Origin of the sequence: Hydrogenophaga sp. PML113, from assembly GCF_001777155.1 — a bacterium.
Taxonomy (GTDB): domain Bacteria; phylum Pseudomonadota; class Gammaproteobacteria; order Burkholderiales; family Burkholderiaceae_C; genus Hydrogenophaga; species Hydrogenophaga borbori.
The window spans coordinates 63,880-87,295 of sequence record NZ_MIYM01000010.1; the positions used below are offsets into that span (position 1 = coordinate 63,880).

The following is a 23,416-nucleotide window of genomic DNA, read 5'->3' on the forward strand; positions in this document are numbered from 1 at the left end:
GTTCGACAACTGACACTGACTACGGAGTACCCGATGAATCTCAAGGCCCTGAAGCTGACCGCCCTGACCCTGGGCACCACGGCCGCGCTGCTCGCCCTGCCGGCGCACGCGGGCAAGGACCTCGACGCGGTCAAGAAGCGCGGCGAACTCAACTGCGGCGTCAACACCGGCCTGCCCGGCTTCTCGGCGGCCGACAGCCAGGGCAAGTGGAGCGGCATGGACGTGGACGTGTGCCGCTCGGTCGCCGCCGCCATCCTGGGCAACCCCGACAAGGTGCGCTACGTGCCGCTGACGGCGCAGCAGCGCTTCACCGCCCTGCAGTCCGGCGAGATCGACCTGCTGGCCCGCAACACCACCTGGACGCTCACGCGCGACGCCTCCCTGGGCCTCACCTTCGTCGGCGTCAACTTCTACGACGGCCAGGGCTTCATGGTGCCCAAGAAGCTCAACGTCAAGAGCGCCAAGCAGCTCAAGGGCGCCACGGTCTGCGTGCAGTCGGGCACCACCACCGAACTCAACCTCACCGACTACTCGCGCGCCAACAACCTGGGCATCAAGCCCGTGGTGTTCGAAAAGCTCGAGGCCGCTCTCGCCGCCTACTCGTCCGGCCGCTGCCAGGCCTACACCACCGATTCCTCGGGCCTGGCCTCCTCGCGCGCCAAGGACATGGCCAAGCCCGATGACCACGTGATCCTGCCCGAGCTGATTTCCAAGGAGCCCCTGGGCCCGGCCGTGCGCCGTGGCGACGACGACTTCGCCGCCATCGTCAAGTGGGTGGGCTTCGCGCTCATCGAGGCCGAGGAGTACGGCATCACCCAGGCCAACGCCGACGAGCTCAAAAAATCCAGCACCAACCCCTCCGTGATGCGCCTGCTCGGCATGGGCAACGAGGACACCGGCAAGCTGCTGGGCCTGGACAAGGAATGGGCCTACCGCGCCATCAAGGCCGTGGGCAACTACGGCGAGCAGTTCGAGCACCACGTTGGCCCCAAGACCGCCATCGGCCTGCCGCGCGGCATCAACAACCTCTGGACCAAAGGCGGGGTGCTGTACGCCCCCCCGATCCGCTGAACCACGCCGGGCCGCCACCGCGGCCCGGCCTTGGTGCGGCCCGCAGCGATGCCCGTCGCTGCGGGCGTTCTTCGTTCCTGTCATTTCTTCGTCGCGAGGTCACCGTTGACCACCCCCGCATCCCCCCCACCCCCGTCCCGGCGCTGGTCGCTCAACAGCCGGGCCACGCGCGGCGTGCTGTACCAGTTGCTCGCCCTGGCCCTGCTGGGCCTGGGCCTGTGGTACCTGGCGCACAACACCCAGGCCAACATGCAGGCGCGCGGCATCCAGAGCGGCTTTGACTTCCTGGGCGCCAGCGCCGGTTTCGACATCGGCGAAACCCTCATCCGGTACGACCCGAGCCAGAGCTATGGCAAGGCCATCTGGGTCGGCGTGCTCAACACCGTCAAGGTGGCCCTGGCGGGCATCGTCTTCACCACCCTGCTCGGCGTGGCCCTGGGCGTGGGGCGGTTCTCGCGCAATGCCCTGGTGCGCGGCCTGTGCTACGGCTATGTCGAGCTCTTCCGCAATGTGCCGCTGCTGCTGCAGTTGCTGATGTGGTACCTGGTCTTCATCGAGCTGTTGCCCGCCTCGAACGAGGCCATGTCGCTGGCCGGCCTCGTCTTCCTCAGCAAGGGCGGCCTGTCGGTCCCCTGGCCCACGGCCGGCGTGGGCGCGGTGATCGCCGGCCTGGCCGTGGGCGCGGTGGCCGGCGTGCTGTGGCGCCGGCGCGTGCAGCGGCGCTTCGAGGCCACCGGCCAGGACGGCGACCGCCTCTGGGTGCCGCTGGCCCTGCTGCTGGTGTGCGCCGTGTTGGGCTGGGTGGTGGCCGGCATGCCGCGCGAGTGGAGCGTGCCCGAGCAGCTGCCCTTCATGGTCGACGGCGGCCTGTCCCTCACGCCCGAGTTCCTCGCGCTGCTCATCGGCCTGACCACCTACACCGCGGCTTTCGTGGCCGAGGTGGTGCGCGGCGGCATCCAGTCGGTGAGCCGCGGCCAGGATGAGGCCGCCTCCGCGCTGGGCCTGAACCCGCGGCAGAAGATGAAACTCGTGGTGCTGCCCCAGGCCATGCGCGTGATCATTCCGCCGCTGACCAACCAGTACCTCAACCTCACCAAGAACTCCTCGCTCGCGGTGGTGGTGGGCTACCCCGACGTGGTCTCCATCGCCAACACCACCATCAACCAGAGCGGCCGCGCGGTGGAGTGCATCGCCATCATCATGCTGGTCTACCTCAGCACCTCGCTCACCACCTCGCTGCTGATGAACTGGTACAACCGCCGCATGGCGATCAAGGAGCGTTGATCGCCATGGGCACGCAGTTCCAACCCATCGCGCCCCGGCCCTCGCCGGTGCGCCAGTCCGGCCCCCTGGTGTGGGCGCGCCGCAACCTCTTCGCCGACTGGAGATCCAGTCTGTTCACGCTGATCATCGGCGCGGTGCTGGTGTGGGCGCTGCCCAGGCTCTGGCAATGGGTGATTGCCGGCGCCGTGTTCCAGCCCGATCCCAACGCCTGCCAGGCCGCGCGCGGCGTCGGCGCCTGCTGGGGCGTCATCGCCGAGAAGTACCGCGTCATCCTGTTCGGCCGCTACCCCTACGACGAGCAGTGGCGCCCGCTCGTGGCCACGCTGCTGATGGTGGCCACGGTCGTGGTCAGTTGCATGCGCGTCTTCTGGACGCGCTGGCTGGCGCTGATCTGGGTCGCCTCCCTGGCCGGCTTCTTCGTGCTCATGGGCGGCGGCGTGCCGGGCCTGTCCAAGGTGCGCACCGAGCTCTGGGGCGGCCTGCCGCTCACGCTCATGCTGGCCGTGCTGTCGCTGTTCCTGGCGTTCCCGCTCGCGGTGCTGGTGGCCCTGGGCCGGCGCGCCAGGCTGCCCGCCATCCGCACCATCAGCGTGCTCTATGTCGAACTGGTGCGCGGCGTGCCGCTGATCTCGGTGCTGTTCATGGCCTCGTTCATGTTCCCGCTGTTCGTGCCCCAGGGCGTCACGGTGGACGTGCTGGTGCGCGTGGTCGCGGGCCTGACGCTGTTCATCGCGGCCTACATGGCCGAAACCGTGCGCGGGGGCCTGCAGGCCGTGCCCAAGGGCCAGTTCGAGGCGGCCGACTCGCTGGGCCTGGGCTACTGGCAGGCGCAGCGGCTCATCGTGCTGCCGCAGGCCCTGTCCATGGTGGTCCCCAGCATCATGAACACCTTCATCTCGCTGTTCAAGGACACCTCGCTGGTGACCATCGTCTCGCTCTACGAGCTCACCGGCGCGCTCGCGCTGGCCCTGAACTCCGACGTGCAGTGGCGCCCGTTCAAGCTCGAGGCCTATTTCTTCATCACGCTCATCTATTTCTCCGGCTGCTTCGCCATGTCGCGCTACAGCCTGTGGGTCGAAAAGCAGCTTGCCGCCAGCAAGGCGCGCTGAAAGCACAACATGCCAGAACAATCCCCCGCCATCATCCGCTTCGACAAGGTCAACAAGTGGTACGGCAACGACTTCCACGTGCTGCGCGACATCGACCTGTCCGTCGCCAAGGGCGAGCGCATCGTGATCTGCGGCCCGTCGGGCTCGGGCAAGTCCACGCTGATCCGCTGCATCAATCGCCTGGAGGAACACCAGCAGGGCGTCATCGAGGTCGACGGCGTCGAACTGCGGGACGACATCAAGGCCATCGACCAGGTGCGCAAGAACGTGGGCATGGTCTTCCAGCAGTTCAACCTGTTCCCCCACCTCACGGTGCTGGAGAACCTCACGCTCTCGCCCATGTGGGTGGGCAAGCTGCCCAAAAAGGAGGCCGAGGAACGCGCCATGCAGCAGTTGAAGCGCGTGCGCATCGCCGAGCAGGCCGGCAAGTACCCGCTGCAGCTGTCGGGCGGCCAGCAGCAGCGCGTGGCCATCGCGCGCGCGCTGTGCCTCACGCCCAAGATCATGCTGTTCGACGAGCCCACCTCCGCGCTCGACCCGGAGATGATCAAGGAAGTGCTGGACGTGATGATCGAGCTCGCCAACATGGGCATCACCATGCTGTGCGTGACGCACGAGATGGGCTTCGCCAAGGCCGTGGCCGACCGCGTGATCTTCATGGACCAGGGCCAGATCGTCGAACAGAACACCCCCGAGGCGTTCTTCAACAACCCGCAGAACGAGCGCAGCAAGGACTTCCTGTCCAAGATCCTCGGGCATTGACTTGAGGCGGTCATCGCGCGCTGGGAGAATGCGCCCGATCAGAGGCCCGCACCGAGCGGGCCCGGCAAGGAGACCGCCATGCAGCTGCCCGCCCCACCCGCCGCCCGGCGCCTGACCTGGCTGCGCTGGAGTTGCACCACCGCCCTGGGCCTGTCGATGTGGTGCGCGGGCGCCGCCCTGGCCTTCGACCTGCAGGGCCACCGCGGGGCGCGCGCCCTCGCGCCCGAAAACACGCTCAGCGGCTTCGAGCGCGCGCTCGCCATCGGCGTGAGCACGCTGGAGCTGGACGTGGTGCTGAGCGCCGAGGGCGTGCCCATCGTCTCGCACGACACCGCGGCCAACCCCGACATCACCCGCGACGCCTCGGGGCGCTGGCTGCAGTCGCGCGGCCAACCGTTCCACCAGCTCACGCTGGCGCAGATCGGCGAGCTCGACGTTGGCCGCATCAACCCCGCGAGCCGCTACGCGCGCGATTTCGCGCAGCAGCAGGGAGTGGACGGCGAGCGCATCCCCACGCTGGCCGCCGTGTTCGAGCGGGTCAAGCGCCTGCGCGCCGACCACGCGCGCTTCAACATCGAGCTCAAGCGCCACCCCGAGCGCGCGCAGGAGTCGCCCGAGCCCGAGGCCTTCGTGCGCGCCGTGCTCGAGGTGGTCCGGTCCGAGGGCATGGCCTCGCGCACCAGCCTGCAGAGCTTCGACTGGGGCCTGCTCAAGATCGCCCAGCGCCTGGCGCCCGAACTGCCACTGGCCTTCCTGAGCGCGCAGCGGCCCCGCTTCAACACCCTGCACAGCGGCACCTGGAGCGCCGGCCTGCGCGAGGCCGACTTCAAGGACGCACCGGCGCTGCTCGCCGCCGCCGGTGCGCGCTTGTGGTCGCCCCATTTCCACGACCTCAACCGCACGCTGGTCGAGCGCGCGCGCGAGGAAGGCCTGCGCGTGATCCCCTGGACCGTGAACGAGGTGCCCGACATGGAGCGCCTGATCGACTGGGGCGTCGACGGCCTCATCACCGATCACCCCGACCGCCTGCGGGCCGTGATGGAGCGGCGCGGCATGACCCTGCCGCCGCCGGTGGCGCCCTTGGTGGCGCGGCAGAATTGAGCGCCATGCGCCCCCCTACCCTGCTCCAACCCGTGGCCGATGCCCTTGCCGGCCTGCGCGAGGGCTCGCTCTCGCCCGCCCAGGCCAGCGAGCGCCTGCGCGCGCAGCACGACCTGCTCGCCGCCCTGCCACCGCGTTTCGCCGAGGTGCTGGGCAATCTGCTGGACCGTCTCGAATCCAGCGCGCTGTTCGACGGCGAAAGCTGCTCGTTCAGCTCGCACGAGCTGCACGACAGCCTGCAGTACTGGATCGACAAGGCCCAGGCGCAGCTGGCGAACGCCTGAGCCGCGCCAGGGAACTTCCCGCCCGCCCCGCGGCTCATTCCCGCGCGCTGCGCACACGCGCAGCGCCACCCCGGACAGCCGAAAGAACCAACACCATGCCCGCCACGAACCGTCGACAACTGCTGTTGGCCAGCGCCGCCCTGGCCCTGCCCATCGGGGCCCTGGCCCAGGCCAAGTCCCCCCTGCCCCCGCTGCAGGTCTGGAAAGACCCCAACTGCGGCTGCTGCAAGGACTGGGTGAGCTACCTGCAGGCCGACGGCTTCACCGTGCAGGTCTACGACAGCGGCAACACCGCCGTGCGCCGCCGCCTGGGCCTGCCCGAACGCTACGGCTCCTGCCACACCGCCCTCATCGGCGGCTATGTCGTCGAAGGCCATGTGAACGCACGCGAAATCCGCCGCCTGCTGGCCGACAAGCCCCAGGCCCTGGGCCTGGCCGTGCCCGGCATGCCGGTGGGCAGCCCGGGCATGGACGGCCCCGACTACGGCGGCCGCCAGGACCCCTACGACGTGCTGCTGGTGCAGCGCGATGGGACGGCGCGGATCTACCAGTCCTATTTCAAGCGCACCTGAACGCCCGCAGGGGCGTCCACCCCCTGGCCGCCCGACGCCAAGAGGATTTGATCTGGGTCAAACCCGGCGCCGGAAAACGCACCGGGCCCTGAGGCGGTACTACATATCGGCGAGGTAATGCCGATAGCGCATGGGTGAAGCGGCCGATCACAGCGCCGCCCCTCCCCAACCACCATCTCATGCGCGCCAACCTGCCCGTCTCCCAACAGGAATACGTCATCCCCGATGGCGTCACCCTGGTCTCCACCACCGATCTGCAGAGCCACATCACCTACTGCAACCCGGCGTTTGTCGCGGTCAGCGGTTTCAGCCGCGAGGAGCTGATGGGCCAGCCGCACAACATCGTGCGGCACCCCGACATGCCCCCCGAGGCCTTTCGCGACATGTGGGAGACGCTGCGCTCGGGCCAGCCCTGGTCGGCGCCGGTGAAAAACCGGCGCAAGAACGGCGACCACTACTGGGTGATGGCCAACGCCACCCCCGTGGTGCAGGACGGCCGCACCGTGGGCTACATGTCCGTGCGCACCAAGCCCACGCGCGAGCAGGTGCAGGCGGCCGAGGCCCTGTACGCCCGCCTGCGCGCCGAGCGCGACCAGGGCCAGGACCGATTGAGCCTGCGGCGCGGCCAGGTGGTGCAGAAAGGCCTGTCCGGCCTGCTGAGGCGCGCGCTGCGGCCCAGCCTGGGCCGCGCCATCGGCGGTGTCTGTGTGGCGCTGGCCGCGGCCGGCGTGCTGGTCGGCGAGATCGGCGCCCGCCTGGGCCTGGCGGCCCACCTGGCCATGGCCCTGCCCCTGCTGGCGGTCGCCCTGTTCGCCGCCTGGGCGCTGCGGCGCCAGACCGTGCAGCCGCTGGCGCAGGCCGTTCGCTTCGCCAACACCATGGCCGCGGGCGACCTCACCTCGCGCCTGGCCCTGCGCGGCCCGGCCGAGTTCGGCGACCTCGCCGTGGCGCTGAACCAGCTCAACGTGAACCTGCAGGCGGTGGTGGCCGACGTGCGCCACGAAATCGAGGGCGTGCAGGTCGCCAGCCACCAGATCTCCAGCGGCAACCACGACCTGTCCTCTCGCACCGAGGCGCAGGCCGGCAACCTGCAGCAGACGGCCGCATCCATGGAACAGATGAACAGCACCGTGGCCCAGAGCGCCAGCACCGCGCAGGAGGCGGCCCAGCTCGCGCAGCGCGCGGCCGCGGTGGCGCGCGAAGGCAACAGCGCCATGTCGCAGGTGGTCACCACCATGGGCGAGATCAGCCGCGGCTCGGCGCGCATCGGCGAGATCATCCAGGTCATCGACGGCATCTCGTTCCAGACCAACATCCTGGCGCTCAACGCGGCGGTGGAGGCCGCGCGCGCTGGCGAACAGGGCCGCGGCTTCGCCGTGGTGGCCGGCGAGGTGCGCCACCTCGCGCAGCGCACGCTGGACGCGGCCAAGGAAATCAAGGCCCTGATCGAGGACTCGGCCGACCAGGTGCGCCGCGGCAGCGAACTGGTGCACGGCACCGGCCAGACCATGACCCAGGTGGTGGGCGCGGTGGAGCAGGTCAACGCGCTCATCGGCGACATCACGCACGCCACGCGCGAGCAATCCAGCGGCATCGCGCAGATCAACCAAGCCGTGGGCCAGCTCGACTCGGTGACGCAGCAGAACGCCGCCATGGTGGAGCAGCTCGCCGCGGCCGCGAGTTCGCTGCAGTCGCAGGCGGAGGTCATGCACCAGGCGGTGCAGGTGTTTCGCCTGCAGCCGCGCGGCAGCGCCGCGGACTGAGGGCCGGGCGGCCGGCGCCCCCCACTCGCCCCGCCCTTCTCGCCCCGCCCTTCTCGACCCGGCCTTCCCGACCCGGCCTCGCGCGCGAGCCTCTTGCGCTGACCGCCTCGCGCGGGCTCCCTCGCGCGGGCATTTCGCGCCGCTGCGGCGGCGTTTCACGGCGCACCCGCGCCGTTTCGTCTCAGCCCCGTGGCGCACGCGGGGCCGGCGGCCGACAGTGCGGTCTCCCCCGCCCACCGGAGACCGCCATGCAGCTCACCCCCGTCATCGCCATCCACCTCAGCGCCGCGCTCGCGGCCCTGGCCATCGGGCCGGTGGCGCTGTGGGCGCGCCGCGCCGGCCACCCGCGCGCGGTGCTGCACCGCGCGGCCGGCTACGCCTGGGTCACGCTGATGCTCATGGTCGCCATCACCGCCGTGTTCATCCGCGATTTCCGCCTGCCCAACCTCGCCGGCTACACGCCCATCCACCTGCTGGTGCCCATCACCCTGGGCACGCTGGCCCTGGCCTTCTGGCACCTGCGGCACGGACGCATCCGCTCGCACCGGCTGACCATGATCGCGCTGTACCTCAGCGCCTGCATCGTCACCGGCGCCCTCACGCTGCTGCCCAGCCGCTACCTGGGCCAACTGGTCTGGGGCCAGTGGCTGGGGCTGCTATGACCTTCACCCATCCCCCCACCCACCGGAGAACCCGCCATGAACACCCTCTCGATTGACAAGGACCTCGAACGCACCGCGCGCCGGCGCGTGGCCGCCCGCATGGGCTGGACCCTGCACGCCCTGGTGTTTCTCGCCGTCAACGCCGGCCTGGTCTACCTCTCGCTGCGCAGCGGGCGCGATTGGGCTGTCTACCCCGCCCTGGGCTGGGGCCTGGGCCTGCTGATCCACGGCCTGGCCGTGTGGGTGCGCCTGGGCGGCGGCGGCCTGTACGAGCACTGGATGGACCGGGAACGCGAGCGCCTGCAACGCGACCGCGGCCAGCGCCCCTGAGCGGGGGCCCGGCATACTGCGCCCATGGCCGCTTTCAACCCCCGCACCGTGGCGCGCCACGTATTGATCGCCGCGGTGTTCAACACCGTGCTGGCACTGGCGATCAGCGCCATCAAGGGCGACCACTTCGCCCCCACCCTGCTGTACTCGCAGCTCATCGGCCTGTGCATCTGGGCCGGCATCGACGGCGGGCGCTACCTGCTCTCGCCCCAAGGCTGGCCCGGCGTTCGGCCGATGGCGGTGCTGGTGGTGGTGGCCGTGTTCGCGGGCTACGCGCTGGGCCTGACGCTGGGCAACCTCTTGCTCGGCCGGCCCTTGCTGGCCAGCGCGAACAACCTGCCAGGCGCCACCGTCGGCTTCCTGCTCATGTCGCTGGCCCTCGGCGCCTTCGGCGCCTACTACTTCAGCAGCCGCGAGATGCTGGCCATGGCCCGACTGGCGCAGGAGGAGGCCCAGCGCCAGGCCAGCGAGGCGCGGCTGCGCCTGCTGGAGTCGCAGCTGGAGCCGCACATGCTGTTCAACACCCTGGCCAACCTGCGCGCCCTCATCGCCACCGACCCGCCGCGCGCCATCGACATGCTGGACCGGCTCAACCACTTCCTGCGCGCCACGCTCGCGGCCTCGCGCAGCGACGCGCGCGGCGGCCAGCACACCCTGAGCGACGAGTTCGCCCGGCTGGACGACTACCTCAGCCTCATGAGCATGCGCATGGGCCCGCGCCTGCGCGTGCGCCTGGAGCTGCCCAAGACCCTGGCGCCGCTGCCCGTGCCGGCGCTGCTGCTGCAGCCGCTGGTGGAGAACGCCATCCGCCACGGCCTGGAGCCCAGCGCGCGCGGCGGCGAGCTGCGCGTGGCCGCGCAACGCGAGGGCAGCACCCTGTGCCTGAGCGTGAGCGACGACGGCGTGGGCAGCGAGGCCCCGGCGCGCGAGGGCTTCGGCCTCACGCAGGTGCGCGAGCGCCTGCAGGCCCTGCACGGCGCGGCCGCGCGCCTGGAGTGGCACAGCGCACCCGGCCAGGGCACGCAGGCGCGGCTGCTCCTTCCCCTGCCCGACACCCCATGAACGCCACCGCCCTCATCGCCGAAGACGAGCCCCTGCTCGCGCAAGCCCTGCAAGCCGAATTGGCGCGCGCCTGGCCGGGGCTGCGGGTGCTCGCCAGCGTGGGCGACGGCCAAAGCGCCGTGCAGCAGGCCCTGGCGCTGCGCCCCGACGTGCTGTTCCTGGACATCCGCATGCCTGCCCTGAGCGGCCTGGACGCCGCCGCCACCCTGGCCGACGACTGGCCCGCCGAGCAGCCGCTGCCCGCGCTGGTGTTCGTGACCGCGCACGACGAGTTCGCGGTGCAGGCGTTCGAGGCCCAGGCCCTGGACTACCTGCTCAAGCCCGTGCAGGCCGAGCGGCTGCAGCGCACCGTGGCGCGCGTGCAGGCCGCACTGCGCGCGCGCGGCGCCAGCGCCGCGCCCGACTGGACCGGGCTGCGCGCGCTGCTCGGCGGTGCGCCCTCGTCCGCGCCGCGCCTGCGCCACCTCATGGCCAGCGTGGGCGCGGCGGTGCAGCGGGTCGCCATCGACGAGGTGCTGGCCTTCGAAGCGGCCGACAAGTACGTGCGGGTGCTCACGGGCGGGCGGGAGTTCCTGATCCGCACGCCGCTGAAGGAACTGCTGCCGCAGCTCGACCCCGAGGTGTTCTGGCAAATCCACCGCGGCACTGTGGTGCGGGTGGACGCCATCGATCGCGTGACCCGCGACGAGGCGGGCAAGTGGCGGCTGACGCTGCGCGGCCTGGACGAGGCCTTCGTGGTCAGCCGCCTCTACGCCGACCGCTTCCGCGCGATGTGAAGCGGTGGCGGGGCGGGACGCGCCTCAGTCGTCCCAGCCGCCGCGGCGGCCGTCGCGGTAGCCGTGCTGGTAGCCGCGCTGGTAGCCGTGCTTGCGCCAGTGCTTGGGCGGGCGGTCGTGGCGCCACTGCGGGGGATAGGCGTACACCGGGTAGGACTGCACCACCACCGGTCGCGGGTGAACGATCACGGGGCGCGGGTAGACCACCACCGGCCGGGGGTCGTACACCGGATAGCCGTAGGACGGGTAGCCATAGACCACGGGGGGCGCGTTGGACACCCCCACACTCACGCCGGGTGAGTTGACGCCGATGGACCAGTAAACGTTGTCGCGGGCCTGGGCCTGCGTGGCGGTGCCCGACAGGGCCCAGGCGCCAGCGGCCAGCGTGAGCAGGACCAGGCCGCGCGTGGCGCGGTGGCGGGGGCTGAGAGACACGGTATTCATGGGGAGACTCCGGAGCGACGGCGGTTTGCCGCCTTGGAATTACAGACAATCCCGGGACCGGGCGCACCCTACGTGCGGTCAAAGCTGTAGCAAGGCGTAAATGGCGAACGATCTTTACATTCCCCCCGAGGCGCAGGCCCTGCTCGACCACTGGTGCGGCGACGGCCTGGCCCGCGGCTGGCCCAGCGAGTCGCGCGACCAGCTCTGGTTCGGGTTCGACCCCGAGCAGGACGAGGCACTGCGGCGCCACTACGGCGCCCTGGTGGAGCAGGCCCTGGCCGGCGGCCTGGCCGACTGGGCCGCCACGCCGCTGGGCCGCCTGGCCCTGGTGCTGCTCCTGGACCAGCTGACGCGCAACCTGTTCCGGCGCCAGGCGCGCGCCTTCGCCGGCGACCCGCGCGCCCAGGCCCTCACGATGGAGGCCATCGCCGCGGGAGAAGACGAAGGCCTGCCCGTGGTGGCCCGGGTGTTTCTCTACATGCCGCTGCTGCACGCCGAGTCGCTGGAGCTGCAGGACGAGGCCGTGCGCCGCTTCGAGCGCCTGCGCGAACAGGCGCCGGCCTTCTGCCACGCAGAACTGGACGACAACCTGCGCTACGCGCGGCTGCACCGCGACATCGTGGCGCGCTTCGGGCGGTTTCCGCACCGCAACGAGGCCCTGGGCCGCGACAGCACCGCCGAAGAACGGGCGTTTCTGACGGACGGTCCGCGCTTCGGGCAGTAGGCGTCACGCCGGCGCCACCGACACGACACGCGGACGTCATGTCCGCTGCCTACAACCTCGTGCTTTGTTCTGACTTGCACGAGGAGATTCGATGACACGCGCCAATCGCCGGCCCGCCCCGAGCCGTTTCGCCGCCGCCCTGATCGCCACCGCCGCGCTCGCGGCCTGCGGAGGCGGTGGCGATGGACAGCCCAGCGGCCCGGCGTCGCAGCCCCTGAGCGTCCAGCTTGAGAAGATCGGCGGCTACGCCACCGGCCAGTTCGGCGTGTCAGCGGCGGAGATTCCCGCCTACGACGCGGCCAGCCGGCGCCTGTTCGTGGTGAACGCCCAGGCCGGCAAGGTGGACGTGCTGGACCTGCGCGTGCCCGCCCAGCCGGTGAAGGTCGGCGAGATCGACGCCGCCACCTCGCTCGCGCTGCCGGGCGCCGAAATCAACAGCGTGGCCGTGCACGACGGCCTGGTGGCCGTGGCCGTGCAGGCCGCCACCAAGACCGACCCGGGCCGCGTGGCCCTGTACCGCGCCAGCGACCTTGTCCTGCTCGGCTCGGCCACCGTGGGCGCGCAGCCCGACATGATCAGCTTCACGCCCGATGGCAAGACCGTGCTGCTGGCCAACGAAGGCGAGCCCAGCGACGACTACCAGATCGACCCCGAGGGCAGCGTCAGCGTGGTCGACGTCAGCCAGCCGGCCGCGCCCGTGGTGCGCACGGCCGGCTTTGGCGCCTTCGTCGGCCAGGAGGCCACGCTGCGCGCGCAGGGCGTGCGCCTGTATGGCCCGAACGCCAACGCGGCGCAGGATCTCGAGCCGGAGTACATCGCCGTGTCGGCCGACGGCGCCACCGCCTGGGTGACGCTGCAGGAGAACAACGCCCTGGCCAAGATCGACGTCGCCAGCGCCACGGTCACGGCCGTGCTGCCGCTGGGCTTCAAGGACCACGGCGCGCCCGGCAACGGGCTGGACGCCTCCGACAACGACGGCCGCCTCAACATCCGCAGCCTGCCCGGCGTGCGCGGCCTGTACCTGCCCGACGCCATGAGCGCCTACACCGCCGGCGGCCAGACCTACCTCGTCACCGCCAACGAGGGCGACGCGCGCGCCTGGGGCGAAGACAACAACGCCTACTGGGCCGGCGACGCCAGCCAGGGCTTCGTCGAGGAGTTCCGCGTCAAGCACCTGATCAACAAGAGCGGCTGGGCCGGCCGCGCGGATGATGACCTGCCGCCACAGCTCAGCGCCATGGCCGCGGGCGGCCTGCTCAACCCGGCCACCTTCGGCTACTGCGGCGCCGTCGCGGGCGACCCCATGGGCTGCCGCGCCGACGACGTGCTCGGTCGCCTGAACATCACCTGGACCCTGGGTTACCGCACCAACCCCGACGGCTCGCCCATGATGTTCGACGCCACGGGCACCGCCAACCCGGCCGGCAACCGCCTCATGTACGACCAGCTCTACAGCTACGGCGCCCGCTCCTTCAGCATCTGGAACGCCAACGGCCAGCTGGTGTGGGACTCGGGCGCCGAGTTCGAGACGTTCTTCGCCAGCGACGCCTGCCGGCTCGGCAGCGCGCGCAACATCCCGTGCAAAGACCATTTCAACGCCGGCCACGACGAAGGCGGCGCCTTCGACAGCCGCAGCGACGCCAAGGGACCGGAGCCCGAAGGCATCGCCATCGGCCAGGTCCGGGGCCGCACCCTGGCCTTCATCGGCCTGGAGCGCATGGGCGGCGTGCTGGTCTACGACATCACCAACCCCGCCGCCCCCCAGCGCCTGGACTACCTGAACAGCCGCGAGGACTGGACGACGGCCGACCCCGGCACCGTGCTGGCGACGGCGGGCGACCTGGGCCCCGAAGGCCTGGTGTTCATCCCCGCCGACCGCTCGCCCGACGGCACGCCCCTGCTGGTGGTGGGCAACGAGGTCAGCGGCACCACGGCGGTGTACCGCGTCAACGCCTCGGGCGGCCAGCCCTGAGCGTTTGCCCCCGGGAGCGGGGCCTCAGCGCTGCGCCAGCGGCCGCAGGGCCGCTGGCAGCCAGCCCGCCAGGCGCGCGTGGATGCGCGCCTCGCGCCGCTGCCACCAGATACCCACGGCCACAATGCCCAGGCCCAGCAGCGTGAGCACGAAGGGAAACAAGAGGCTGTCGGCGAAGACCTTGTAGCTCAGGTAGCCCAGGTAGCCCGCCACGCCAATGGCGCCCAGCACGGTGAACACGCGCCGGCCGATGGCCGCGCCCAGGAACACCAGCGCCACGTTGAGGGCCGCGTAGCCCGCCTTGGCCAGCTCGCTGTCGCTCTCGCGCAGGCTCAGGCCGCACCAGAACATGAGCGCGCCGAACAGGTAGAGCCAGAAAGCGAAGTCCTGCCGGTCGCGCGGGTCAACGGCCAGGCGCGAGCGCAGGTCCACCCACACCGCGATGGCGCAGGTGGCCAGGCCGAACACCAGCGACACGTCGCGCGTGAAGGCCCAGTCGAAGCCGTCCTTCTGCATGAGCATGTGCGCCAGGTCCATGTTCAGGTACCACAGGGTCACGGCCACCGGCATCACCATGAAAGGCAGGCGCAGCCACCACAGCATGACCACGGCGGCGGCCAGCGTGGCCAGCTCCAGCGTGAGCCAGCGCCAGTCGATGAAGCGGTGGTAGTCGCGGTAGCTGTCGGGCCCGCCCTCGGGCCACAGGCCCAGGCCGCTCTGCAGCGACCAGGCCGCCAGCGGCACCAGGCAGACCGCGATCGTGGCCAGGATGCCCGCCGGGATGTGCAGGTGGCGGCGCTGCAGGTGCCGGGCCACCGCGACCGCGCCCACCGCGTAGCCCACCGACAGCAGCAGCACGCCCCAGGCGCCGAATAGCTCCCAGCCCAGGGTCATGAACAGCGTCATGGCACCGATGGCGAGCATGCCGCCGAAGTAATAGAGCACGTGCGTGAAGCCGAAGCGCGCGGGCGCGATGGCCTGGCCGGCCCAGCGCGCCCACAGACGCTCGGCCTGCTCCATCGAGATGTCGCCGGCCCGCGCCGCGGCCTGCAGTTGGCCCCAGTGAATCTGCAGGCCTTGGCCGCGGTCGGGCGCCGGGGTGCTGTCGTCGCTCATGCCAGGTTCCTCCTGGCGCGCACGATAGCGCACCGCGCCGCCCCTCGGCTGGCGGCCCTAAGCCGGGGCCGCCCCGCTTGGCCTAGGCCGGGAACGGCGCGGCGCGCGCCCCCACCCATACGCAATCCTTGATGGTTTCGATACCGATGCACGCCCTGAACGATGCCAGCGATGCCCTGCGTCTGATCACCCAGGCGGGGCAGCGGCTCGCGCAGGTCACCGGCATCACCGAGGTGAATGACAGCACCTGGGGCATCGACTTCGACGGCGGCGACGGCTTCATGGCCGAATGGTCCGCCGACGGGTCCCGCCTGGTGCTCACCGCCGACCTGGGCCTGCCCACGCCCGAGGGCGAGCTGAGCGCGCTGAACCTGGCCCTGTCCTACAACGCCCTGTGGCGCGAGATCGGCGACCTGCGCATCGCGCGCGATGGCGACGAAGGCGAGCTGATGCTGATCGGCGAACTCGGCCCCGAGGACAGCGAGCCCGAAACCTTCAATGCCGCCCTGCTGCACTTTGTGGCCCTGCGGCGCTGGTGGGCCGACGCCATCGCCCGCGCGGCCAGTGCCAACCCGGCCCCGCCCGCGCCGCCGGGCGTCATGTTCGAGCGCATCTGAGCGCCGCCGGCGTGGATTTGCGGCCCCGCCGCCGCGGTGGCGGGGCGGTGGTCCCTAGAATCCGCCCATGACCTCCCCCGCATCCCCCGCGCCCACCGAAGGCGACGCCAAGGCCAGCAACTTCCTGCGCCAGATCATCGAGGCCGACCTGGCCAAAGGCACCTACGCCAGCCGCCACTGGGCCGGCAGCCCCGGCGACGCCGCCCACCAGGCCGCCGGCCCGCTGGACCCGGCCAAGATCCGCACCCGCTTCCCGCCCGAACCCAACGGCTACCTGCACGTCGGCCACGCCAAGAGCATCTGCCTGAACTTCGGGCTGGCGCGCGACTACGGCGGCGTCTGCCACCTGCGCTTCGACGACACCAACCCCGAGAAGGAAGACACCGAGTACGTCGACAGCATCATCGACGCGGTGAAATGGCTCGGCTTCTCGTGGGAAGGCCGGGGCGGCAGCCACCTCTACCAGGCCAGCGACTACTTCGACTTCATGTACCGCGCGGCCGAGGCCCTCGTCGAGCGCGGCCACGCCTACGTCGACGAACAGAGCGCCGAGGACATGCGCGCCAACCGCGGCGACTTCACCACGGCCGGCACCAACAGCCCCTTCCGCAGCCGCACGCCGGCCGAGAACCTGGCGCGCCTGCGCGAGATGCGCGACGGCCAGCTGCCCGACGGCGCGGCCGTGCTGCGGGCCAAGATCGACATGGCCTCGCCCAACATCAACCTGCGCGACCCGGCCATCTACCGCATCCGCCGCGCCACGCACCACAACACCGGCGACCGGTGGTGCATCTACCCCATGTACACCTACGCGCACCCCATCGAGGACGCGTTGGAGCAGATCACCCACAGCTTCTGCACGCTGGAATTCGAGGACCAGCGCCCGTTCTACGACTGGCTGCTGGAGCGACTGACCGAAGCCGGCCTGCTGGCCAGCCCGCCGCCGCGGCAATACGAGTTCGCGCGCCTGAACCTCACGTACGTCATCACCAGCAAGCGCAAGCTGGCGCAGCTGGTGAACGAGAAGCGCGTGAGCGGCTGGGACGATCCGCGCATGCCCACCATCGTGGGCCTGCGCCGGCGCGGCTACACGCCCGAGTCCATCCAGCTCTTCGCCGAGCGCATCGGCGTGACCAAGAGCGACAGCTGGATCGACTACAGCGTGCTCGAAGGCTGCCTGCGCGAGGACCTGGAGAACAAGGCCCACCGCGCCATGGCCGTGCTCGACCCGGTGAAGCTGGTCATGACCAACTGGGCCGAGGCCTTTGGCAGCGACGGCCACACCGAGGACTGCCACCAGCCCGCCCTGCCCCACAGCGCCGTCGCCGAAGGCCAGACCCCGCCGCCGGACCGCCATTTCAAGATCGGCAAGCAGGTGTGGATCGAGCGCGAGGACTTCGAGGAAGTGCCGCCCAAGGGCTACAAGCGCCTGTTCCCGGGCAACGTGGTGCGCCTCAAGGGCGGCTTCGTCATCGAATGCACCGGCTGCGCGAAGGACGCCGAAGGCCGCGTGACCGAAGTGCACGCCAAGGTGATCCCCGACACCAAGAGCGGCACGCCGGGCGCCGACAGCGTGAAGGCCAAGGCCGCCATCACCTGGGTGGGCGTGGCCGACGGCATCGCGGCCGAGGTACGACTCTACGACCGCCTGTTCAGCGACCCGCACCCGGACGCGGGCGGCAAGGACTTCCTCTCGGCCCTGAACCCGGACAGCCTGAAGGTGGTCCAGGCCTGGGTCGAGCCTTCACTGGCGACGGCCCAGCCGGACGACAAGTTCCAGTTCGAGCGACACGGCTACTTCGTGGCCGACCGCGTGGACCATGGGGTGGGCGGCCAGGCGGTGTTCAACCGGGTGACGGGGTTGAAGGACAGCTGGGGCAAGTGACACGGCGGACCTCAGCGCGGACAACTGTCTGCGCTGGTGGTCTTCGGCACCGGTGGCCGCTGCACGATGTGGACTCCCTCGGCCGGCACCGTTAGCCGCAGCATGCTCTCGCCCGCCAACGTTCCCGCATTCTTCGGCGCAAGCTGAATCAGCCAGCGCGGGCCCAGGTTGGCCAATACCTGGGCATGAACGGAACTCCATCCCCGCTCGTTGCAATTCACGTACCGGGCTCTGTGATCGACCTCCAATGAGCTGTCAATCAAAAGACAGGTGCTGGCGGGGACGCGAAGTTCGAGCGCTCCCTTGGAACGGACACCGGCGAGCTCAGCAATTTTTGTGGGGAACAACGACGGCGAACCCAAAAAAAGTGGCAGGGAGATGGCAAGTGCCGGGAACATCGTCGTGATCATGAGGGCGCAGCCCCACACGGGAATGCGACGAAGAAAGAGGGGCGCGATCACGACGCCCAACCACAGGCCTCCCAGTGTCCACAGATGCTGCCAGCCCGCCCCTTGGCTGGGCCACAGCAGCGCCAGCAAGGCGCCCATGGGAAGAACACCCCAAAGGCAGACCCACAGCACGGCCGGCAAGCGCCACCACCACGCGGGCCTCTGGCCCCGCGTCCTCCATTCGCTCCAGGCCCATACAGCGCCCCCAAGCAGAGCGAGAACACCGCAAATGGCCAGGGTCCAACCCGCATACGGGCGGCACTCCCGCCAAGCCGGAACACCCAGAACGATCAGAAGAAAGCCCCCTACGCCAAGTACTTGCAACGCGGGCAGTCCCACATTGGCGGCGAGGCAGAAGCCCGGCTCGCAGGCCTCTTGCTGAGGCGGCAGTTTCGCGGCGCGATAGGCCCAGAGCGGGCCGACCAACGACACCAACACCCACAGATAGAAAGCGAACGCCAGCATCGCCACAAACACGCTGGCGCCAAGAACCGACGAAATGTCGGGCGGCACAAAGTCGATCGACCGAAAGTAGAAGGCCAGCAAGGCCACGCCGAAGCCGGTGCCGATGGCACCCAGCCCGACCCAAGGAATGGCCGCCAGCTGCTGCAACAGCAGCCTCGCCAGTCCCACCGGGACGGGTGGTGGCTCCGCACCTTCGGGCAGGGATGGAGCAACTGCCGTCTCGTCGACCCTTGTTTTCATGCGAGCTCCCTGGAATTCGGTCGAATTCTAGGGAGGGGGCCAGAGACTGGCCCCATACTTGAATGGCCCTCCGCTTCCTGGACCGCTCCGCCATGCTCGCCAACCTCACCCCCTTCCTCCTCCACTGGGCCCTCACCGCCTTCGCGCTCTGGGTGGCCAGCCATGTGTTCAAGGGTATGCGCTTCAGCGGCACGGGTGCGCTGGTGGTCGCCGCCCTGCTGCTGGGCCTGGCCAATGCCATCGTGCGGCCGCTGCTGGTGCTGCTGACGCTGCCACTCACACTGATCACCTTCGGCCTGTTCCTGCTGGTGATCAACGCCGTGGTGCTGATGCTGGTGGCCAAGCTGGTGGAAGGCTTCAGCATCGACGGTTTCTGGACCGCCCTGTGGGCCAGCCTGTTCATGTCGGTGTTGAGCTTCGTGCTGGGCGCCTTCGTGCTCGGCGGCACGCCGGACTTCACCATCCAGACGGGCCCGGGGCCGGGGCAGGTCTGGCTGTGAGCGCAAGCTCCAGCGCCTCCCACTGCGTCAGCAGCTTCACCTGCCGCTGCAGGTAGTCCGTGGGGATGGCCTGCGAGCCCCACACCGGCACGCGGCCCGCGTATTCGCCCAGCAGCCAGAACTGGCGCACCGCCACGAAGGGCGCCAGGGCCGCGGTGTCGGCCTCGCCCAGCTCGCGCACCGCGCGATAGGCCGCGATGAACGCGTGCCAGCGCGCCATCGCCTTGTCGCTCCAGGCACCATCGACGGAACGCGGATGCAGCGACCAGGGATACACCGCGAGCTCGTAGGCTAGGTAGCCCGGGCCGATTTCGTCGAAGTCGAAGAACAGCGCCTGGCGTTCCCCGTCCTCCCGCACCGTCACGAAGTTGTTGTCGCCGTGCGCGTCGCCGTGGCACAGCACGCGGCTCAAAGGGCCGAGCGCCAGGATGCGGTCCCGCAAGCGCTGCCCCAGGGCCTCGAACCGGGGACGCAGATCGGCGGTCATGGTGGGGGCCCGCAGCAGGCGCTGCAGCGGTTGCATCAACAGGTAGTCCAGGTCCAGGGTATAGCGACTGGCGCTGGCATCGAAGCCTTCGGCCGCCGCGTGCAGCTGCGCCAGGCCCCGGCCAAAGGCCTCGATGTTGGCGGGCAGGTCGGCGGTCGCCTCGCCCTCCAGGTGCTCGAAGAGCATGAGCGCGCGCTCGCCTTCGGGCAGGCGCACCCGCAGGGCAACCTCGCCCCGCGCGGTGGGCAGGCTTGCGGCCACCGCGCGGCCTCGGGCCTGGAGGTGCCGCAAGGCCTCGGCCTCGAAACGCAGGTTGGGCTCGCCGCGCGGGCGCTCGGCGCACAGCCGGGCCACCACCCGGCGCCCGTCGGCCAGGGTGAGTCGGTACACCTGATTGAAGCTGCGGCGCAGGAATTCCCCGGCCACCACCTCGCCCAGCGCGTAGTTCGCCTGCACCACCCGGGCCACCGCGGCCGCGGTGGGCGTCGATTGCGCGATCTCCAGATCCATGGCCTGCGCCCCGAAGAAAAAGGGGCGCGATTCTAGGCCCGCAGCGGATACTGGCGCCTCGCCGCCCGCACGCCATGCCCCGCCCGCACCACCACGTCTACGTCATCGAGCTGCACCGCGACGTGCTGCTCGAACACAAGTTCCGCGCCTGCAACCCGGGCTACGTGGACGGCAGGCCCTGCGTCTACGTCGGCATGACCGGCCTGGACCCCGACGTGCGCTTCGACAAGCACAAGGCCGGCATCCAGGCCAATGGCTACGTGTTCAGGTACGGGCTGCGGCTGCTGCCGGACCTGTTCGAGGGCTTCAACCCGCTGCGCTACCGGGACGCGGTGGACAAGGAGATCGAGGTCGCCATCGACCTGCGCTCGGCCGGCTTCGGCGTCTGGCAGGCCTGAGCCGCCGGTCCGTTTCGGCCAGTCCGCTTCAGTGCGTGGCGCCGGCGCCCAGCGCCCTGTCCTGCCGCTCCTGCAGCGCGCACCGCACGGCCAGCCGCAGGCCGCGGACGATGCCGTCCAAGGCCATGCTGGGCCGCCCCTGCTCGGGCAGCCAGGGCACGTGCACGAAGCCCCCGCGCGCGTGGCGCAGGCCACGGCGCGTCGCCAGCGCGTGCATGAGGCCGTAGAACACGTGGTTGCAGACGAAGGTGCCGGCGGTCTGCGAGACCTCGGCGGCGATGCCAGCCGCCTGCAGCTCGGCCAGCATGGTTTTGATCGGCAGGCCCGTGAAGTAGGCGGCGGGCGCGCCGGGCCGCACCGGCGCGTCGATGGGCTGCGCGCCCGCGTTGTCGGCGATGGGCGCGTCGTCCAGGTTGATGGCCACGCGCTCCAGCGAGAGGGCGCCACGCCCGCCGGCCTGCCCCACGCAGATGGCCAGCGCGGGCCGGTGTTCGTCGAGCAGGGCCGTGAGGCGCCGCAGCGATTCGCCAAACACGGTGGGCAGTTGCGCCGCCACCACCGTGTGGTCCAGCAGGCGCTCGCCGTGCAGGGCCTGCACGGCCAGCCAGCTCGGGTTCACGCTCGCGCCATCGAAGGGGTCGAAGCCGGTGAGCAGGACCGTCGTCGACGGCGCGGAGGGCGGGCTGGGGTGGGCGGGCATCGCGCCAATCTACCGCAGGCGCCGCCGCCCAGGCCCCCGTCGCTCAGCGCCGCGCGACGCGGCCGCGCAGGTCCACCAGCTTGGCCTGCAGGCGGCGCTGGTTGTCCGCGCCCATGCGCAGCAGGATCTTCTGCCCGGCCGACAGGGCCTCCAGCTGCGGGTCGGCGTACTCGTAGCGCACCCAGGGCCGGGTGGACGGCACCTCGCCCTTCACCTGCACCAGCGCCACGGCTGGTGGCGCGGCGGGCACGGGCGTGGCGATGAGCTGGTCCAGCACCTGCACCAGGCGGTCGTTGAAGTAGCGGCCCGGAAAGCCCAGCTCCTCGTACGCCTGCTGGAACAGCGGGTAGAGGCGGCGGTACAGCGCCACGGCCCGGCCCGTGTCCACCGACTCGGCGAACTGCACGAAGGGCGTGTAGCGCGCGCTGTTGTCCGGAGCGATGGTTTCGCTGGCGCCATCGGCTGCCTTGGTCGAGGCAAAGCGCCCGGGGGTCGGGGTCACGGGCCACATCAGCACGGGCGCGTGCGAACGCCCCAGGTTGTCGACCGTGGCCACGGCGCGCTTGATGAAGCCGTCGAGCTGCAGGAAACGCAGCGCGTTCGGGCGGCCGAGCAGCTCGGCGAGGTGATCGCTCACGTAGGGGTCGGCGTCGGCCAGCGCGGGCAAGGGCGCGGGCGGGGCGCTGGATTCGGCCGCCGGGGGCTCCACCGGGTGCTGGATGGTGGGCGGCGCCGCGGGGGCCGGTTCGGCGGGCGCGGGCGGGGCGGATGGGGCGACAGCCACCGGCGGCTCCACCGGGGCGGGGGTCTGCCGGTCCTGGAGGTACCGCCAGCCGAAGTAGCCGGCGGCGGCCAGCGCCACGGCGGCCGCCAGGATGATGGGAAGGCGGGAGGATTCGTCTCGTTCGGGTTCGCGTGTCATGGCCTCGTCGTCTCCGGCAAGCTGGGGAGGCGGTCCATCCTACACCCCGGGGTTCTGCCGCACCACCGCGCAGGCTCCAGGCCGGAAACCATCGAAAAAATTCATATAAATCAAAAACTTACAAGAACCTAGACCATCGCCATCTGTTTCACCGGGGGCATGGAACTTCCGATTTAGCACTCCCTCCAACCGAGTGCTAATATTCTTGTCCGATACCCCGAGGAGGTCATCCATGTCCCATTCGCTGATTCCTGTGGCCGCTGCGCCGAGCAGCGATCTGGCCGTGGCCGGTTCCTGGTCGAACCGCTCGCTCACGCTGCCGCCGCTGGGCAATCTGGACGCCTACATTTCCGCCGTGAACCGCCTGCCCCTGCTCAGCCTGGAGGAGGAACAGGACGCGGCGCGCCGCCTGCGCGACCACAACGACCTGGACGCCGCCGGGCGCCTGGTCCTGTCGCACCTGCGGTTGGTCGTCTCCATCTCCCGCCAGTACCTGGGCTATGGCCTGCCGCACGGCGACCTGATCCAGGAAGGCAACGTGGGCCTGATGAAGGCCGTCAAGCGCTTCGACCCTGAGCAGGGCGTGCGCCTGGTGAGCTACGCCATCCACTGGATCAAGGCCGAGATCCACGAGTACATCCTGAAGAACTGGCGCATGGTCAAGCTGGCCACGACCAAGGCCCAGCGCAAGCTGTTCTTCAACCTGCGCTCGCGCAAGCAGGGCCTTCGCGCCGAAGCCGCCGACGGCGACACCCACCGCGAGGTGCTGAGCGACGCCGAAGTGGGCCTGGTGGCGCGTGAACTGAACGTCAAGCCCGACGAGGTGCGCGAGATGGAAACGCGCCTGGCCGGCGGCGACGTCGTGCTGGACCCGGGGCCGGGTGACGACGGCGAAGAGGCGTTCGGCCCCATCGCCTATCTGGCCGACCAAACGCAAGAGCCCACGGCGGTGCTGGAATCGGCCCAGCGCGACCGGCTCGCCACCGAAGGCGTGGCGCAGGCCATGGGCGAGCTGGACGAGCGCTCGCGCCGCATCGTGAGCGAGCGCTGGCTCAAGGTGAACGACGACGGCTCGGGGGGCATGACCCTGCACGAACTGGCCGCCGAGTACGGCGTGAGCGCCGAGCGCATCCGTCAGATCGAGGTGGCGGCCATGAAAAAGATGCGCAAGGCGCTCGCCGCCTACGCCTGATCCGGCCGGCGCGACGGCA

General features: G+C 70.5%; 25 protein-coding genes. 19 read left to right on the plus strand and 6 right to left on the minus strand.

What is annotated here, in order from left to right:
* Positions 1 to 33 precede the first annotated feature (33 nt).
* From BHU06_RS17935 to BHU06_RS17990, 12 genes are all read left to right on the plus strand, one after another.
* Positions 34 to 1,071 carry an amino acid ABC transporter substrate-binding protein gene (locus BHU06_RS17935; RefSeq protein WP_070400579.1) on the plus strand — a complete coding sequence of 346 codons (1,038 nt, stop codon included), beginning with the start codon at positions 34 to 36 and terminating at the stop codon, positions 1,069 to 1,071.
* Between the two features lie 105 nt (positions 1,072 to 1,176).
* Positions 1,177 to 2,355, plus strand: a complete 1,179-nt coding sequence (locus tag BHU06_RS17940; protein WP_070400580.1) for an amino acid ABC transporter permease — start codon at positions 1,177 to 1,179, stop codon at positions 2,353 to 2,355.
* Between the two features lie 5 nt (positions 2,356 to 2,360).
* On the plus strand, positions 2,361 to 3,464 hold the full coding sequence (locus BHU06_RS17945; RefSeq protein ID WP_070400581.1) for an amino acid ABC transporter permease: 1,104 nt from the start codon (positions 2,361 to 2,363) through the stop codon (positions 3,462 to 3,464).
* A gap of 9 nt (positions 3,465 to 3,473) precedes the next feature.
* Positions 3,474 to 4,226, plus strand: a complete 753-nt coding sequence (locus BHU06_RS17950; protein ID WP_070400582.1) for an amino acid ABC transporter ATP-binding protein — start codon at positions 3,474 to 3,476, stop codon at positions 4,224 to 4,226.
* Positions 4,227 to 4,304: 78 nt separating this feature from the next.
* Positions 4,305 to 5,327: a glycerophosphodiester phosphodiesterase gene (locus BHU06_RS17955; RefSeq protein ID WP_083293303.1), complete on the plus strand. Its 1,023-nt coding sequence runs from the start codon at positions 4,305 to 4,307 to the stop codon at positions 5,325 to 5,327.
* Positions 5,328 to 5,332: 5 nt separating this feature from the next.
* The gene (locus BHU06_RS17960; RefSeq protein WP_070400583.1) at positions 5,333 to 5,611 is read left to right on the plus strand and encodes a hypothetical protein; all 279 of its coding nucleotides are present in this window, start codon (positions 5,333 to 5,335) and stop codon (positions 5,609 to 5,611) included.
* 95 nt (positions 5,612 to 5,706) lie between these two features.
* Positions 5,707 to 6,183, plus strand: a complete 477-nt coding sequence (locus BHU06_RS17965) for a DUF411 domain-containing protein (protein ID WP_070400584.1) — start codon at positions 5,707 to 5,709, stop codon at positions 6,181 to 6,183.
* 179 nt (positions 6,184 to 6,362) lie between these two features.
* Complete coding sequence (locus BHU06_RS17970) at positions 6,363 to 7,946, plus strand: PAS domain-containing methyl-accepting chemotaxis protein (protein WP_070400585.1); 1,584 nt, start codon at positions 6,363 to 6,365, stop codon at positions 7,944 to 7,946.
* A 248-nt stretch (positions 7,947 to 8,194) separates the two neighbouring features.
* On the plus strand, positions 8,195 to 8,608 hold the full coding sequence (locus tag BHU06_RS17975; protein ID WP_070400586.1) for a DUF2306 domain-containing protein: 414 nt from the start codon (positions 8,195 to 8,197) through the stop codon (positions 8,606 to 8,608).
* 36 nt (positions 8,609 to 8,644) lie between these two features.
* A complete protein-coding gene (locus BHU06_RS17980) occupies positions 8,645 to 8,938 on the plus strand; it encodes a 2TM domain-containing protein (RefSeq protein ID WP_070400587.1) in 294 nt (97 codons plus the stop codon).
* A gap of 24 nt (positions 8,939 to 8,962) precedes the next feature.
* Complete coding sequence (locus BHU06_RS17985) at positions 8,963 to 10,000, plus strand: sensor histidine kinase (RefSeq protein WP_070400588.1); 1,038 nt, start codon at positions 8,963 to 8,965, stop codon at positions 9,998 to 10,000.
* On the plus strand, positions 9,997 to 10,776 hold the full coding sequence (locus BHU06_RS17990; RefSeq protein WP_070400589.1) for a LytTR family DNA-binding domain-containing protein: 780 nt from the start codon (positions 9,997 to 9,999) through the stop codon (positions 10,774 to 10,776). The genes BHU06_RS17985 and BHU06_RS17990 overlap by 4 nt, the downstream gene beginning before the upstream one ends.
* A 24-nt stretch (positions 10,777 to 10,800) precedes the next feature.
* On the opposite strand, the gene BHU06_RS17995 is transcribed toward BHU06_RS17990, so the two are convergent.
* Positions 10,801 to 11,220: a hypothetical protein gene (locus BHU06_RS17995; RefSeq protein WP_139147106.1), complete on the minus strand. Its 420-nt coding sequence runs from the start codon at positions 11,218 to 11,220 to the stop codon at positions 10,801 to 10,803.
* 100 nt (positions 11,221 to 11,320) lie between these two features.
* Between BHU06_RS17995 and BHU06_RS18000 the strand changes: the two genes are divergently transcribed.
* Positions 11,321 to 11,944 (plus strand): DUF924 family protein, encoded by a 624-nt coding sequence (locus BHU06_RS18000; RefSeq protein ID WP_070400590.1) that lies wholly within the window; start codon positions 11,321 to 11,323, stop codon positions 11,942 to 11,944.
* A 91-nt stretch (positions 11,945 to 12,035) separates the two neighbouring features.
* Positions 12,036 to 13,916, plus strand: a complete 1,881-nt coding sequence (locus BHU06_RS18005) for a choice-of-anchor I family protein (protein ID WP_070400591.1) — start codon at positions 12,036 to 12,038, stop codon at positions 13,914 to 13,916.
* A 24-nt stretch (positions 13,917 to 13,940) separates the two neighbouring features.
* Here BHU06_RS18005 and BHU06_RS18010 read toward each other — a convergent pair whose 3' ends face one another.
* The gene (locus tag BHU06_RS18010) at positions 13,941 to 15,032 is read right to left on the minus strand and encodes a DUF2157 domain-containing protein (RefSeq protein WP_139147107.1); all 1,092 of its coding nucleotides are present in this window, start codon (positions 15,030 to 15,032) and stop codon (positions 13,941 to 13,943) included.
* A gap of 146 nt (positions 15,033 to 15,178) precedes the next feature.
* Here BHU06_RS18010 and BHU06_RS18015 point away from each other — a divergent pair, with 146 nt between their 5' ends.
* Together BHU06_RS18015 and BHU06_RS18020 are read left to right on the plus strand one after the other, a co-directional pair.
* Positions 15,179 to 15,649 (plus strand): type III secretion system chaperone, encoded by a 471-nt coding sequence (locus tag BHU06_RS18015; RefSeq protein WP_070400592.1) that lies wholly within the window; start codon positions 15,179 to 15,181, stop codon positions 15,647 to 15,649.
* 67 nt (positions 15,650 to 15,716) lie between these two features.
* Complete coding sequence (locus BHU06_RS18020; protein WP_070400593.1) at positions 15,717 to 17,534, plus strand: glutamine--tRNA ligase/YqeY domain fusion protein; 1,818 nt, start codon at positions 15,717 to 15,719, stop codon at positions 17,532 to 17,534.
* 11 nt (positions 17,535 to 17,545) lie between these two features.
* Here the strand turns inward: BHU06_RS18020 and BHU06_RS18025 are convergent, their stop codons facing one another.
* Entirely contained in the window at positions 17,546 to 18,688 is a 1,143-nt protein-coding gene (locus BHU06_RS18025) for a hypothetical protein (RefSeq protein ID WP_139147108.1), read from the minus strand.
* Positions 18,689 to 18,780: 92 nt separating this feature from the next.
* Between BHU06_RS18025 and BHU06_RS18030 the strand changes: the two genes are divergently transcribed.
* On the plus strand, positions 18,781 to 19,188 hold the full coding sequence (locus BHU06_RS18030; RefSeq protein ID WP_070400674.1) for a phage holin family protein: 408 nt from the start codon (positions 18,781 to 18,783) through the stop codon (positions 19,186 to 19,188).
* Here BHU06_RS18030 and BHU06_RS18035 read toward each other — a convergent pair.
* A complete protein-coding gene (locus BHU06_RS18035) occupies positions 19,145 to 20,185 on the minus strand; it encodes a phosphotransferase enzyme family protein (RefSeq protein ID WP_070400595.1) in 1,041 nt (346 codons plus the stop codon). The two genes, BHU06_RS18030 and BHU06_RS18035, sit on opposite strands and share 44 nt — an antisense overlap.
* Positions 20,186 to 20,259: 74 nt before the next feature.
* Between BHU06_RS18035 and BHU06_RS18040 the strand changes: the two genes are divergently transcribed.
* Positions 20,260 to 20,583 (plus strand): hypothetical protein, encoded by a 324-nt coding sequence (locus tag BHU06_RS18040; RefSeq protein WP_070400596.1) that lies wholly within the window; start codon positions 20,260 to 20,262, stop codon positions 20,581 to 20,583.
* A 28-nt stretch (positions 20,584 to 20,611) separates the two neighbouring features.
* On the opposite strand, the gene pcp is transcribed toward BHU06_RS18040, so the two are convergent.
* On the minus strand, positions 20,612 to 21,283 hold the full coding sequence (gene pcp / locus BHU06_RS18045) for a pyroglutamyl-peptidase I (protein ID WP_070400597.1): 672 nt from the start codon (positions 21,281 to 21,283) through the stop codon (positions 20,612 to 20,614).
* Between the two features lie 43 nt (positions 21,284 to 21,326).
* A complete protein-coding gene (locus BHU06_RS18050; protein WP_070400598.1) occupies positions 21,327 to 22,205 on the minus strand; it encodes a DUF3014 domain-containing protein in 879 nt (292 codons plus the stop codon).
* 232 nt (positions 22,206 to 22,437) lie between these two features.
* Here BHU06_RS18050 and rpoH point away from each other — a divergent pair, with 232 nt between their 5' ends.
* On the plus strand, positions 22,438 to 23,397 hold the full coding sequence (gene rpoH, locus BHU06_RS18055) for an RNA polymerase sigma factor RpoH (protein WP_070400599.1): 960 nt from the start codon (positions 22,438 to 22,440) through the stop codon (positions 23,395 to 23,397).
* Positions 23,398 to 23,416 lie beyond the last annotated feature (19 nt).

Coding starts and splice junctions, on each gene's coding strand:
- BHU06_RS17935 (WP_070400579.1), top strand. CDS start 34: ATGAATCTCAAGGCCCTGAAGCTGACCGCCCTGACCCTGGGCACCACG.
- BHU06_RS17945 (WP_070400581.1), top strand. CDS start 2,361: ATGGGCACGCAGTTCCAACCCATCGCGCCCCGGCCCTCGCCGGTGCGC.
- BHU06_RS17950 (WP_070400582.1), top strand. CDS start 3,474: ATGCCAGAACAATCCCCCGCCATCATCCGCTTCGACAAGGTCAACAAG.
- BHU06_RS17955 (WP_083293303.1), top strand. CDS start 4,305: ATGCAGCTGCCCGCCCCACCCGCCGCCCGGCGCCTGACCTGGCTGCGC.
- BHU06_RS17960 (WP_070400583.1), top strand. CDS start 5,333: ATGCGCCCCCCTACCCTGCTCCAACCCGTGGCCGATGCCCTTGCCGGC.
- BHU06_RS17965 (WP_070400584.1), top strand. CDS start 5,707: ATGCCCGCCACGAACCGTCGACAACTGCTGTTGGCCAGCGCCGCCCTG.
- BHU06_RS17970 (WP_070400585.1), top strand. CDS start 6,363: ATGCGCGCCAACCTGCCCGTCTCCCAACAGGAATACGTCATCCCCGAT.
- BHU06_RS17975 (WP_070400586.1), top strand. CDS start 8,195: ATGCAGCTCACCCCCGTCATCGCCATCCACCTCAGCGCCGCGCTCGCG.
- BHU06_RS17980 (WP_070400587.1), top strand. CDS start 8,645: ATGAACACCCTCTCGATTGACAAGGACCTCGAACGCACCGCGCGCCGG.
- BHU06_RS17985 (WP_070400588.1), top strand. CDS start 8,963: ATGGCCGCTTTCAACCCCCGCACCGTGGCGCGCCACGTATTGATCGCC.
- BHU06_RS17990 (WP_070400589.1), top strand. CDS start 9,997: ATGAACGCCACCGCCCTCATCGCCGAAGACGAGCCCCTGCTCGCGCAA.
- BHU06_RS17995 (WP_139147106.1), bottom strand. CDS start 11,220: ATGAATACCGTGTCTCTCAGCCCCCGCCACCGCGCCACGCGCGGCCTG.
- BHU06_RS18000 (WP_070400590.1), top strand. CDS start 11,321: ATGGCGAACGATCTTTACATTCCCCCCGAGGCGCAGGCCCTGCTCGAC.
- BHU06_RS18005 (WP_070400591.1), top strand. CDS start 12,036: ATGACACGCGCCAATCGCCGGCCCGCCCCGAGCCGTTTCGCCGCCGCC.
- BHU06_RS18010 (WP_139147107.1), bottom strand. CDS start 15,032: ATGAGCGACGACAGCACCCCGGCGCCCGACCGCGGCCAAGGCCTGCAG.
- BHU06_RS18015 (WP_070400592.1), top strand. CDS start 15,179: ATGCACGCCCTGAACGATGCCAGCGATGCCCTGCGTCTGATCACCCAG.
- BHU06_RS18020 (WP_070400593.1), top strand. CDS start 15,717: ATGACCTCCCCCGCATCCCCCGCGCCCACCGAAGGCGACGCCAAGGCC.
- BHU06_RS18025 (WP_139147108.1), bottom strand. CDS start 18,688: ATGAAAACAAGGGTCGACGAGACGGCAGTTGCTCCATCCCTGCCCGAA.
- BHU06_RS18030 (WP_070400674.1), top strand. CDS start 18,781: ATGCTCGCCAACCTCACCCCCTTCCTCCTCCACTGGGCCCTCACCGCC.
- BHU06_RS18035 (WP_070400595.1), bottom strand. CDS start 20,185: ATGGATCTGGAGATCGCGCAATCGACGCCCACCGCGGCCGCGGTGGCC.
- BHU06_RS18040 (WP_070400596.1), top strand. CDS start 20,260: ATGCCCCGCCCGCACCACCACGTCTACGTCATCGAGCTGCACCGCGAC.
- pcp (WP_070400597.1), bottom strand. CDS start 21,283: ATGCCCGCCCACCCCAGCCCGCCCTCCGCGCCGTCGACGACGGTCCTG.
- BHU06_RS18050 (WP_070400598.1), bottom strand. CDS start 22,205: ATGACACGCGAACCCGAACGAGACGAATCCTCCCGCCTTCCCATCATC.
- rpoH (WP_070400599.1), top strand. CDS start 22,438: ATGTCCCATTCGCTGATTCCTGTGGCCGCTGCGCCGAGCAGCGATCTG.